Annotated in this window: 11 protein-coding genes; 4 read left to right on the top strand and 7 right to left on the bottom strand. The window is 58.6% G+C overall.

Annotation, left to right across the window (positions count from 1 at the left end; all coding sequences use genetic code 11):
* From IPK17_RS23590 to IPK17_RS23575, 4 genes are read right to left on the bottom strand one after another with little or no spacing between them, the layout of a single operon-like run.
* Window positions 1–783 carry a TlyA family RNA methyltransferase gene (locus IPK17_RS23590; protein ID WP_343420151.1) on the bottom strand — a complete coding sequence of 261 codons (783 nt, stop codon included), beginning with the start codon at window positions 781–783 and terminating at the stop codon, window positions 1–3.
* Between the two features lie 3 nt (window positions 784–786).
* Window positions 787–3,012 (bottom strand): trypsin-like peptidase domain-containing protein, encoded by a 2,226-nt coding sequence (locus IPK17_RS23585; protein ID WP_343420150.1) that lies wholly within the window; start codon window positions 3,010–3,012, stop codon window positions 787–789.
* Window positions 2,996–3,595 (bottom strand): hypothetical protein, encoded by a 600-nt coding sequence (locus tag IPK17_RS23580; protein ID WP_343420149.1) that lies wholly within the window; start codon window positions 3,593–3,595, stop codon window positions 2,996–2,998. The genes IPK17_RS23585 and IPK17_RS23580 overlap by 17 nt, the downstream gene beginning before the upstream one ends.
* 3 nt (window positions 3,596–3,598) lie before the next feature.
* Window positions 3,599–4,495 carry a PrsW family glutamic-type intramembrane protease gene (locus tag IPK17_RS23575; RefSeq protein ID WP_343420148.1) on the bottom strand — a complete coding sequence of 299 codons (897 nt, stop codon included), beginning with the start codon at window positions 4,493–4,495 and terminating at the stop codon, window positions 3,599–3,601.
* A 73-nt stretch (window positions 4,496–4,568) separates the two neighbouring features.
* On the opposite strand from IPK17_RS23575, the gene IPK17_RS23570 reads away from it, so the two are divergent.
* Genes IPK17_RS23570 through IPK17_RS23560 form a run of 3 tightly spaced genes read left to right on the top strand, consistent with a single transcriptional unit; the run spans window position 4,569 to window position 7,818 of the window.
* Window positions 4,569–6,161, top strand: coding sequence for an ABC transporter substrate-binding protein (locus IPK17_RS23570; protein WP_343420147.1), 1,593 nt, complete (start codon window positions 4,569–4,571; stop codon window positions 6,159–6,161).
* On the top strand, window positions 6,158–7,051 hold the full coding sequence (locus tag IPK17_RS23565) for an ABC transporter permease (protein ID WP_343420146.1): 894 nt from the start codon (window positions 6,158–6,160) through the stop codon (window positions 7,049–7,051). Before IPK17_RS23570 ends, IPK17_RS23565 begins: the two co-directional genes overlap by 4 nt.
* The gene (locus IPK17_RS23560; RefSeq protein WP_343420145.1) at window positions 7,051–7,818 is read left to right on the top strand and encodes an ABC transporter permease; all 768 of its coding nucleotides are present in this window, start codon (window positions 7,051–7,053) and stop codon (window positions 7,816–7,818) included. The genes IPK17_RS23565 and IPK17_RS23560 overlap by 1 nt, the downstream gene beginning before the upstream one ends.
* Here IPK17_RS23560 and IPK17_RS23555 read toward each other — a convergent pair.
* The 3 genes from IPK17_RS23555 to IPK17_RS23545 are packed head-to-tail and all read right to left on the bottom strand — an operon-like array spanning window position 7,775 to window position 10,428.
* The gene (locus tag IPK17_RS23555) at window positions 7,775–8,590 is read right to left on the bottom strand and encodes an isopentenyl phosphate kinase (protein ID WP_343420144.1); all 816 of its coding nucleotides are present in this window, start codon (window positions 8,588–8,590) and stop codon (window positions 7,775–7,777) included. The genes IPK17_RS23560 and IPK17_RS23555 overlap by 44 nt on opposite strands.
* Window positions 8,591–8,602: 12 nt before the next feature.
* A complete protein-coding gene (gene mvk / locus IPK17_RS23550) occupies window positions 8,603–9,538 on the bottom strand; it encodes a mevalonate kinase (RefSeq protein WP_343420143.1) in 936 nt (311 codons plus the stop codon).
* On the bottom strand, window positions 9,535–10,428 hold the full coding sequence (locus tag IPK17_RS23545; protein ID WP_343420142.1) for a decaprenyl-phosphate phosphoribosyltransferase: 894 nt from the start codon (window positions 10,426–10,428) through the stop codon (window positions 9,535–9,537). The genes mvk and IPK17_RS23545 overlap by 4 nt, the downstream gene beginning before the upstream one ends.
* A 95-nt stretch (window positions 10,429–10,523) precedes the next feature.
* Between IPK17_RS23545 and mvaD the strand changes: the two genes are divergently transcribed.
* Entirely contained in the window at window positions 10,524–11,507 is a 984-nt protein-coding gene (gene mvaD, locus IPK17_RS23540) for a diphosphomevalonate decarboxylase (RefSeq protein WP_343420141.1), read from the top strand.
* Window positions 11,508–11,535 lie beyond the last annotated feature (28 nt).

Here is an 11,535-nt window from a genome sequence, read left to right as displayed (position 1 = left end):
CTAGAGTTGAACCGCCGCTTGAATGAGTGGATCGAGCGGCTTCGACGGCTGATCCGTGCCCCACGCCAACCACGCCAGAAACTCGATGTTTCCCGCCGGCCCCTTCAGCGGCGAACGGATCACGCCCTGAACTGACAAACCGATGTCGGCAGAGAAGGTCAGGACTTCAGTGAGCACGCGCACGTGCACTTTGGGATCGCGCACAACGCCGCCTTTGCCGACGTCTGCTGGCCCCGCTTCGAACTGCGGTTTAATCAGTGGAATGATGTGCGCGGTCGGCGTTAGCCAGCCTTTGAGCACAGGCAGCAGGAGTTTCAGCGAAATGAAGGAGGCATCGACGGAGATGAAACTGACGCGCTCGGGCAGCGCCTCGACATAGCGGACGTTCGTCCGTTCTATGTTGACCACGCGCGGATCCTGGCGCAGGGTATAGGCAATTTGTCCATAGCCAACATCCAGCGCGTAGACTTTCGCCGCTCCGTACTGCAGCAGGCAGTCGGTAAAACCGCCAGTACTCGCGCCAACATCCGCACAGACACGCGCCGCGATATCGACCGGGAAAGTATCAAGCGCCGCTGCCAGCTTGTCGCCACCCCGGCTGACAAAGCGAGGTTTTCCCTTCACCGTGAGTTCAGCATCCAACTCGATGCGCGTTCCCGGTTTGTCAACGAGATCGCCATTCACGAGTACTTCGCCCGCCATAATCATCCCGCGGGCCTTTTCGCGGCTGGGAGCGAGGCCGCGTTCAAACACAAGGACGTCGATGCGTTCTTTGTCGGCCATAGCTTAACCTCGCGTCAAATAGATGGGCACGTCGACGACACCGGCGTCCGGCGCGACTTCGACGCCATCGGCGAGCACCGGAATGTAGCCGGAGGCGACAATCACCACACTGTAGGGCGTATTGGGTTGGAGCGGCCGATCCAATTGGAAGCGACCATTGCGATCAGTTATGGCGAGCGCATAAATCTGCTCCTGACTCCAGTCGCGTGTGAACTCGGCAGCGGAAAAGTCCGCGCTCACCAACACGAAGGTCACACCGGGAATGCCATCACCGGTGACGGCGTCGAGAATCTGACCGCGCATCTGAATACCGCTGGCCTGAGCGAAACGGTCAATAGGCAATTGCCCAATGCCCACGCGCGCCTCGGTGTCGGCAAACACGAGCTCGTTGATGAACAACTCCATCCGGTACGTTCCATCGGGCACACCGCCGGGAGCGGATAATTCCAGCAGGTAGTCTTCGCCGCTTTCCGTCCCCACCCACGGGCCAGTCCGTTCGTAAAAAGTCTCGTCATCAATCGACCAGCGCATCGTCCATAACGTACCGGGACGAATTTGCTCCCAGTCGAACAGCGCGTAGATTGACTCGGTACCCGCCGTAAAGTTATTGACGGGAGCGGCGTCGATGGCCTCAGCCTGCGTCGACGCGGTGGTGAAGTGGCTGTTAGCAAAAATGCGCGCGACAGCGCCTTGCTGGGCGCCCGCCAAGGTGAAGTCAGAGATCGCCGCCAGTTTATTGTTGATATACAGCGCCAAACGGTAGCTGCCGGGCAGCAAGCCGTTAGGGTCCTGTACGCGAATTGTCTGCGTGCCATCCGCGCCGCCTGACCAAACGTTGCTCTCGCGATAGACTTCGCTGCCTTCAAAGTACCAGATCGCCGTCCAGGGCGCGCCGTCGACCATGTTGCGATAGATGAAACGCGCACTGGCCGTGCTCCCCGTCGGCAAGACGAAGCCTTCGCCAAACAAATTACCCTGTAAATCTTCGACACCGAAGACGACATCGGAGAATAAGGGGATGAGTTCCGCCGAACCGCCCACGTTGATACGGGCACTGTCGATGGGAATACCGTCGATGAACAGCGTGAAGTCATACAGTCCGTTCGGAATTGGCTGCCCGGTCGTACCGATATACCACAAACCATTGCGCCCACCACTCCAACGTACCGGCGAGAGGCTGAAGGTGGGGTTTTCCACGCCTTGAATCGTCACGCGCATCTCATAGACGGACTCCGGCGTCATATCCTGATACGAGAAGAAGAGATAAAGGCTGTCTGTCCCGGCGGGTAAGCTGCTGCTCACGCTGGTGGGCATGCCAGCAGCGTTCACCGATGGCGCGAAAAACATCCCGCTGAAAGTCGGTGTGCCGCCGACCGTGGAGCGGTCGAAAAATTCAGTCACCGTATCAAGGCTCAGCTCCAGTGATGCCGCGCGCAGCAGCGGACGGGCAAAACTGGACGGCCGCAACGCATTGATCACGCCGCCAACGGGCACACAGACATCGTTCGTATTGACCAACCCGTCTTGATTGCTATCTTGAAGGGTGATACACCGCGACTGGGGCGAATCCGGGGTGACGGGGGCAGTCGTCGGTACGCCGATGAGCCGGCCCTGGGCGTCGTACGCGCCGCCACCCGACATCGTGCCGGGGATTTCCAGCCCGGTTTTGATCCATGACTTCGAGCCGCCGCTCGGTTCCGCCGTAAAACCAATTACTGTACCGCGGAGCAGGCCAACAGCGTCATCACCAAAGCTCGGATAGCCAACCACTGTGATCGTCTGATCCAACGTCAGCGACGCTGAGTCCCCTAACTCGACAAATGGCAAGGCGAGTGTCGAACGTTCAACGATGCGCCCGTCGTTCTGACGGGTAATTCGCAGCAGCGCTAAGTCCAACCCCGCATCGGCTTGCACAATCTGCGCCTGATAAACAGGCACCGGGGCTTCGTCCGCCCGCACGCTCAGCGAAACTATCAGCGTGTTACCCGGGCAGTTCTCACCCTGAACCGTATTATGCGCATTCGTAAGGATCAAACCGTCGCGGCTGACGAGCGTGCCAGTGCCAACGCAGCGGATGATCAGTTCCTCGCCCACACTGCTCGCCTGCATGATGAAGACGGTGGCGCGCTGAATGCGCTCAAGGTCAAACCCAGTCTGTGCGGTCGCGGGTACGACCCAGCACAAGCTGAACAGCACCAGCAGTACCAGACGTTTAGAATTCGAGATCATTCAGAAACCTCTCGAAAATGGGCAGGTTATCCTCGTATGTCTCTACGCTAGAGAGAAACGTCACAATGATCGCTTGCCCGCTTTGGATGGTGATGACATCTAGACCCTCGACAACCTGCGGTAGACTTTCCAGGAAGGGATTTGCTTCGCTGGCAACAAAGACATAGGTCATCGCGGTTGCCTGCCGCTCATTCGGCAGAATGTAGGGATTGGTCGATAACACATCATAGGCGGAGAGGGCAGGGGCACGATTGAGCGTTAATGTGTCGAGAAGGTTACGTGCGGTTGTATTGATGGTGACGGGTTGTACGGCCACCTGAATAGTCGTCTTAAAGCCGGTCTGCGCCATATCGCGCACCCGAAACACATAATCCCCGCTCGTGTCGAGCAGCCAGTTCTGCGGATAGTACGCGCGAATTCCGGCGGCACTATTCGCATAGGGGATGGTCGCGGTGAGAGTCGCTGAGCGCAGGTTGAAGCCAATGATCACGGCAAACACGCCATAGATCAAGACGAAGTAGTGACTCCAGCGTTGGCGCGCTGTAAGGCCGCTTGGGCGGGATTGAACCTCAATAATCGTCATCGGCTAGACCTCACGAGCCGCAGCTTCACGGGCACGACGCTCCGCCGCATTGAAGAGAAAGGACACGACAAAGGCTACCACGACCAGCAGACCGATCGAAATGGCTAAGCCGAACACAACGCCCGGCGCCGAACCAACCAGAGAAAACCCGGCGTTGACGAGGCCGGAGCGCAGCGGAATTACCGCGCCATTGAGCAACGCGGCCAATCCGATCATGCTGGTCAACAGGAAGGGGTTTGGATTGTCGAAACGCACCTCGGCTAACCCATACGCGGCGATCAGGCTGCCGACAAAATTCAGCGTAACGTAGTTCACGATCTGAATGATGGCTACATCCGGAGTGACTACGTTGTTGAGGACAAAGCTGAGATTCAGCACGGTAGAATACCCGATGGCACTGGCGAGCGTGTAAGCAACACTGTCAAGGCGCACACGGTACTCTGTGTCCCACGCGAGATACCGCACGACGATATACTTCAGCACTTCCTGAATGATGCCGACGGTGAACGTGTAGCCGATGATGCGGTTCGTCGCGTTCGCCAGCGACAGCCACCGATCGGGCTGAAGGACATGGTCAAGGAAGGGCAGGGCGATAGCATTAGCCACCAGCGCCGTGATAAGCGCGACGAACAGGAGACGGCGGCGCGGTTCGGTCGCAGACCGCTCACGCCACACGGAGAAGACCAACCAAAGCCCTGCGGGCAGCAGTGCGAGCAATACATTAAGAGGCTGCAAGACGGCCTCGGGCAGCCGCACGCTGAGGAATGAGAAGGCAATGTACAGGACGGCGGCAGCGCCGAAGAGAATCCCGCTTTCCAAGGCAAGACTCCACCAGACGCGGCGATAGGGATAAATCTCTTCGATTTCGTCAGGTGGTGTCAGCAATCGATAGTTGGTCAAGAAAAGCCTTACCTCTCATCACAACGTCCGCTAAAATCCTAGCGCACTGCGCCAAAGCGGGAAAGGTTGAAATATGCTGGAGAAAGCTTTGCGGATCTTAGTCGTCCTGCTGGCATTGATGGTGAGCGCCTGCGCCAGCGCCAATGAAGCGCAACCGGGTAATCGGATCATTTACGGTCTTACCCTCCAACCGAGCGGCTTTGATCCCCACATTCACGCCTCATCCGAACTAGGTATTCCGCTGCGGTCAGTTTATGACACGCTGGTCTACCGCGACCCGACGACGGGCGAATTTGTCGCTGGTCTGGCGAGCAGTTGGACGGTGTCCGCCGACGGGCTCAGCTACACGTTTTCACTCAAACAGAATGTGAAATTCCACGATGGCACGATGTTCAACGCGCAGGCGGTCGCCGCAAATCTGGATCGGATCGTCAACCCGGAGACCGGGTCACAGAAGGCGGCGGCGCTGCTCGGGACATTTGCGAGCTATGAAATTGTCGACGATTACACGATTCGCCTGATTCTCAGCCAACCCTACAGCCCGCTGCTCGACTCGCTGAGTCAAGTCTACCTCGGCATGGCAAGTCCAACGGCGCTGAACCAGTATTCGAACGAACGCTATCAGTTCAACCAAGTCGGAACCGGGCCATTTCGCTTTGTTGAGTATGTCCCCGGTGATCGATTGGTGATTCGGCGGAACCCCGACTATGCGTGGGGACCAGCCTTCTACACCGCACCGACGGCCGAATCAGTTGACGAAATCGAGTTTCGCTTCTTCACAGATACCGCGACACGCGCGCTGGCGCTCGAAGGAGGGGACGCACAAATCATGGGTGAACTGCTCCCCATTGACGCACGCGCGCTGGCGGTCAGTCAAGAGATTGAACTGCTGCCCGTCAGCGTTCCGGGACAGCCGCTCCAGTTCCTGCTGAATACGAGCATCGCGCCGACCAATGATCTATCGGTGCGCCGCGCATTGATCTTGGCGACCAATCGCGAAGCCATTATCGACGCCGTATTCCAGCGGTTTTCCCCGGTCGCATGGGCGCCAATTGCGGCCAGCACCGCGTTTTACAATGCCAGTCTGGCGGGCGCGTATGATTACGACCCCGGCCAAGCCCGATCTCTCCTCGGCACGGCGGGTTTGGTCGATAGTGACAATAACGGCTACCTCGATGCGAACGGCGCAGATCTCACGCTAAATATGCTGGTGCCGCCGTGGGGTTTGATTCCCGACGTCGCGCAGCTCATCCAAGATCAGTGGCGTGAAGTGGGTATTCGCGTGGAACTCGAAACCGTGCCGACGCGCAGCGCCTTAATTGAACAGGTGAACGAGGGCGCGTACAACCTCGTCGCCTTCTATGACTTTGGGGAAGACCCCGCGTTCCTCAATCGTTACTTCAGCAGTGACGGAACCAACAATTGGTCGCGCGTTGCTGATGCGGAACTCGACCGGGTGCTCACGGACGCCCTCACGCAAGCAGATCCCGCGAACCGCGCGGCGCTCTACGCGGAAGCGCAGCGGATTATCATGGATCAGGCGCTGGTACTCCCGATTCGTGACTATGTGAACCTGAATGCCGCGCAATCGACCGTACATAACCTTACGTTTGACGCGTATGGTTGGTTCCCCTTGCTCAACAACGTCACGGTGAGCGGCGGGTGATTAAGCCGGTATTTGCTGGACTCGGTGTGCTGTGGTTGGCGGCAACGCTCGTGTTTTTTGCGCTCCGCTTACTCCCCGGGGATGCAATTAGTGCCCAAATCTCCGAAGGCGGGCTGAGCGCGGCGCAGATTGCCGAGCGGCGCGCGGCGCTTGGTCTCGACCGCCCCGTGCTCATGCAGTACGGGCGCTGGTTGGCCGGGCTGCTCTCCGGCGATCTGGGCGTGTCGCTGCTGGACAGTCGTCCAGTGACGGAGATCGTCGGGCAGCAGTTGGCTCCAACCCTCGCGTTGGCGGTGTCCGCCCTGCTCACTGCGATAATTCTCGGGTCTGGTCTCGGAATCGCAGCGGGTCTGGGCATGGAAAGCGCTCGACTGGTGCTTACACTGGCCTTGAGCGCGCCGATCTATTGGACGGGAACGCTCGCGATCTGGCTGTTCGCGGTTGTGCTCGACTGGCTGCCCACTTCCGGCGGCTCCGGCACCGGAAGTCTGGTTTTGCCGTCACTGGTCTTGGGACTTCACACCGCCGGCAGCATCGGTCGGGTGATTGCGGCAAACGTGAACGCAACACTTGACGCCGATTTCATTCTGACCGCCCGGATGAAAGGACTTACCGAGCGCTCAATCATGGGGCGGCATGTGCTGCGTGTGAGCCTGCTTCCAGCCGTCAATGTAGTGGCACTGCAGGCAGGGTTTCTGCTGAGCGGTGTCGTGATCACCGAAACGTTGTTCCTACGCCCCGGCGTGGGGCGCGTTCTGCTGGATGCCGTGCTGCGCCAGGATTATCCCGTCGTACAGGGAATCGCCCTGTGGATCGCGCTGGTGTATTTAGCCGTCAACACCGCCGCCGACGTAATTGTCCGCCAACTTGATCCGCGAGTCGCGGCCTGATGCGCCTCTTCCTCGCTCTCATAATCATCGTCTTGCTAGCGCCACTGGCGGCGACGCATGACCCGCTGGCAACTGATACCGAGACGCAGCGTCAGGCGCCCAGCGGCGAACACTGGCTGGGTACCGATGGGTTAGGTCGTGATGTTTGGAGCCGCGTCGTGACTGGCGGTGGGCGGACGTTTGGGGTTGCTGCGCTGGCCAGCAGCATCGCGCTGCTGCCCGGTGTGCTCGGTGGTTTGCTACTCAGTGCTGCACCCCGCTATTGGGGTGAAATCACCGATCTGGGTCTGAATGCTATTCTCGCGTTTCCAAACCTAATTCTGGCATTGATCATCCTGACGTTAGTTGGGCAGGGAGCGCTGCCGCTCGCGCTGGCCGTCGGGTTGGCGCAAATCGCACCAACCATCCGAGTCGTGCGCGGCGCGGTCGTTGCGATTCGGGGGGAGGGCTATCTCGACAGCGCCCGGGCGTTGGGTGCGTCGACCAGGCGCTTACTGTTGGTCCATGTGCTGCCGAATATCGCGCCGACACTGCTCGCCTATGCCGGCGTGGTGTTCAGTTACAGCTTGCTCAACAGCGCTGCACTGAGCTTTCTCGGTCTCGGAGGAGAACCGGGTGTGCCTGATTGGGGTGTTCTACTGGCGGAAGGGCGGCAAGGCTTCCGGACCGCCCCATGGATCGCATTATCGGCGGGAATAGCCATCACCACCAGCGTGATGATTGTCAATCGCGCCGCGGATCAAGTGGCACGTCATCCGCGCAGATAAGCGTTCCCGGTTGTTCCTTACCAACTAACGCGGCCTCGATCAACCCGGATGTGTTTCCGTTGAAAATACGGATTGAGAGATTGGGAACCGCTTGCGTCAGCGCGACCATATCGCGGACTTTAGTCTCCATCCCTCCGGTCACATCGGTACCGGAAGACCCCCCAATCGCCCGTTCGACTTCGGGCAGTGTAGCGGGCGTGATGCGCGAAATCACCGTGCCCGCCTCATCGTAGACGCCGTCGACTTCCCCGAGCAGGAAAATACGCTGGACGGGAAGCTGGCGCGCCAGATAGAAAAACACAGTTTCCGTTGACACAATTGTGCCGCCGCGCGTATCGTCGAGCGCCACGTCCCCATAAACGAGAGGAACCAGCCCGTGATTCAGGGCGTGGGCAATTGGATCAGAAGCCATGTCGACTAAAACGCCATCATGACTCCGCGCCGAGGCCGACGGTTGGAACCTCCAGACGGGAACGCCCGCCGCATGCAGGGTTCTGGCCATCAGATAATTCAATTCGGCGGCGACGGTCGCAACATGCGCAAAACCGCGCCATTCTTCCGGCGTATGGACGCCTTGCATGGTCTGGTAGCGTTTGGCGACCATATGCCCGAACGAGCCACTGCCGTGACCGATCAGTAGGCGCAGATCCGGGCTTTGCGCCAGCGCCGACTGCACTTCGGCGGCGACCCGTGCCGCGACCGCTTCACGGTAACTGTTTTCAACTCGCTTGTCGGTAATGAGTGAGCCGCCCAATTTCAGGAACGTGAGCATTTACAGCTTCTCCTAAGCGATGGTGGTTTGAAAAACTCGCGCCGCGCCTGCCGTTAATAGAGCCTGTTCAACATGATGAGCATGCTCTGGCGTGACGAGAGCGATCATGTTGCCACCGCGTCCGCCGCCCGACAGCTTGGCTCCGAGCGCGCCCGCGTTTTGGGCAGCATCGACCAGTCGATCAACTTCAGGCGAAGAGACCGTCAGCAACTTCAAGAGTTCGTGATTCGCGTTCATTAAGCGTCCAATGGCTGCGGCATCACCCCATTCGATAGCGGATCGGGCTTGCTCGCTAATTGCGCCAATCTCACGGATCGTTTGCTCCGTTGGTTCACGGTTGGCCTCAACCAGCTTACGGACGTCGCCCACCGCGATTTTGGTCGATGCGCCCACGCCCGTATCACCAATCAAAAGCGTGAGCGGCGCACCGATGGTCAGCGTCTCAAGGGTCTTATCGCGCACAAAGTAGACAGGACGTTCGTAGACAATCACTGTGTTGTCGATGCCGCTCGGCGTGCCGTGATGAATTTTCTCGACTTCATAGACCAAACGATTAAGATCGGATTCCGACAGGGGGCGGTCAAGGACGAGACACAAAGCGCGCGCCAGCGCGGTCGATACAGCTGAACCACTGCCTAACCCACTGGCAATGGGGATGCGTGAGCGTAAACAGATTGTCACATCAGGTGGCTCGACGGCCAGCGTTGTAAGCACCAGCTGCGCGGTGAGCGTCAGCGCATTGTCGACGGATTCGGCGCGAATATCGACGGGTAGACGCTGATTCAAGTCCGGTGCGTCAATGTGCAAACCATGAACGCCTACCGGATTGGTTTCGACCGTTGCGTAGGCACGTAAGCTGGAGACCGGCGCTGCAATCGCGGGTTGACCATACACAGCGGCATGTTCGCCGAATAGAATCACTTTCGCAGAGGCACTAGCTTCAATCATGCTCGTATCGCTGGTAGGTACAGGATGGCGACAAATGTCAACCCCCATAGCAGAATGGCAATCAGCAGTGGGCGGTCTTTCAACAGGACTTCGTCGGGTGCGCTGCCTTCGCCCTTGACGTGAATCAGGTAGAGATAGCGGAACAGCGCATAGAGCACAAACGGGACGGTCAACAGGGCGAGGTTCGTCCCGGCGAGCAGGATCGAAGGCGCTTCAATCGTGTAGAGAATATAGGTCACGAGTGTGGCCGTCGTCACCATGCGCAGCATATCGTCGAGCAGGGGCAGGTTGTAGCTGTCGAGCGTAGCCCGAACGCTGCCCGCTTTATCGGCCAGCATGACCAATTCCTGCCGGCGCTTGCCAATGACGAGGAACAGGGCGAGTAGACCAATTGACGCGTATAACCACGGAGAGAACGCCATGACCTGGACAAGCGTCACCCCCGCCAAAACGCGCAGGATGAAGCCGGAAGCCACGGCGAAGATATCCAGCAGGACGATGTGCTTGAGATAAAAGCTGTACAGCAGATGAATAATCAGGTACGTCAGAAGAACCGCGGCGAAATAGGGGCTCAGCGCGAAGCCGATGCCCAGCGTGGCAATGACGAGGATGATCGCTGAACCGATGGCAATGGGTACCGGGAGTTGGCCAGAGGGAATAGCACGGAAGCGTTTTTTCGGATGCTGGCGATCCGCCTCAATGTCGACCAAATCGTTAATAAGATAGATCGAGCTGGAGATTAGGCATAGGAGGACGAACCCCAAGGTGATGCGCAGGAAGGCATCAACATTGAAGAGCTGCCCATCGAACACGATCCCGGCGTAGACGACGACATTCTTCGTCCACTGCTTCGGGCGCATGGTTCGAATTAAGCCGATGAGTGCTTGCAAAGAGTCCCCCTTGGAAGCGCAAAATCACAAGCTGGGATTATATCAGATGTCCCCGTTCCGTATAATAGACGCCTATTTGACGAAGGAGAACCAGCATGGGCACAGCTACGGCGCGCGCCAACGCCAATATCGCATTCATCAAGTACTGGGGCAATCAGAATGATCAACTGCGTTTGCCAGTTAATCCATCGATCAGTATGAATCTCGGTGGGTTGTATGCCGAAACGACTGTCACGTGGGACGGGGCGCTGAACACCGACTCATTCGCTTTAAATGGCAAGGAAGAGAGCGGCGGCGGTCTGGAGCGCGTGTCAACACATTTGGATGTGCTGCGGGCGCGGTTAGGCTTCGCGACACGGGCACGAGTGGAGTCAGCGAATAACTTCCCCACAGGCGCGGGGATTGCGTCATCGGCAGCAGCATTCGCAGCGCTGTCGGTGGCGGGTGCTGCCGCCGCTGGCGCTCAGCTCAGCGAGCGGGAACTGACGACGATTGCGCGGCTTGGTTCAGGGTCGGCATCGCGCTCGGTGCCAACGGGATTTGTCGAATGGTACGCCGCGGATACGCACGAAGGCTCCTTTGCTCAAAGCATGGGTGCGCCGGAATACTGGGATATCGTCGATGTGATTGCGGTGGTTAGTAAGAAACACAAGGACGTGGGGTCAAGCGCAGGGCATAAGTCGGCGAATACGAGCGATTTGCAGGGCGCGCGGGTCGCTGGGGCAGGGGAGCGGTTTGCGATCTGCCGGCAAGCCATCCTCGACCGGGATTTCGCCACTTTCGCCCAAGTCGTGGAGCATGACAGTAACCTGATGCACGCCGTGATGATGACCAGCCGTCCGCCGCTGTTTTATTGGCTGCCGCCGACCTTGGCAATCATGGAGGCCGTACGTCAATGGCGCGCCGAAGGTCTGCGCGTGTGCTACACCCTCGATGCAGGTCCGAACGTGCATTGTATTTGTGTTAGAGAGGATGCGCAGAGGGTAAGCGATCGACTGCGAGCCTCATCTGATGTTCTGGACGTATTGGTCGCGTCACCCGGCGCAGGTGCCCAAGTCACTACCGTAAGTATTCCATAAGCATTGGCCGGACTGCTTGATTACGAAG

Source organism: Candidatus Flexifilum breve, from assembly GCF_016713355.1.
This window is presented reverse-complemented; position numbering and strand designations above follow the sequence as displayed.

What these genes read in the sequence shown, in the direction of transcription:
- IPK17_RS23590 (WP_343420151.1), bottom strand. Translation starts at nt 783, where the DNA reads ATGGCCGACAAAGAACGCATCGACGTCCTTGTGTTTGAACGCGGCCTC.
- IPK17_RS23585 (WP_343420150.1), bottom strand. Translation starts at nt 3,012, where the DNA reads ATGATCTCGAATTCTAAACGTCTGGTACTGCTGGTGCTGTTCAGCTTG.
- IPK17_RS23580 (WP_343420149.1), bottom strand. Translation starts at nt 3,595, where the DNA reads ATGACGATTATTGAGGTTCAATCCCGCCCAAGCGGCCTTACAGCGCGC.
- IPK17_RS23570 (WP_343420147.1), top strand. Translation starts at nt 4,569, where the DNA reads ATGCTGGAGAAAGCTTTGCGGATCTTAGTCGTCCTGCTGGCATTGATG.
- IPK17_RS23560 (WP_343420145.1), top strand. Translation starts at nt 7,051, where the DNA reads ATGCGCCTCTTCCTCGCTCTCATAATCATCGTCTTGCTAGCGCCACTG.
- IPK17_RS23555 (WP_343420144.1), bottom strand. Translation starts at nt 8,590, where the DNA reads ATGCTCACGTTCCTGAAATTGGGCGGCTCACTCATTACCGACAAGCGA.
- mvk (WP_343420143.1), bottom strand. Translation starts at nt 9,538, where the DNA reads ATGATTGAAGCTAGTGCCTCTGCGAAAGTGATTCTATTCGGCGAACAT.
- mvaD (WP_343420141.1), top strand. Translation starts at nt 10,524, where the DNA reads ATGGGCACAGCTACGGCGCGCGCCAACGCCAATATCGCATTCATCAAG.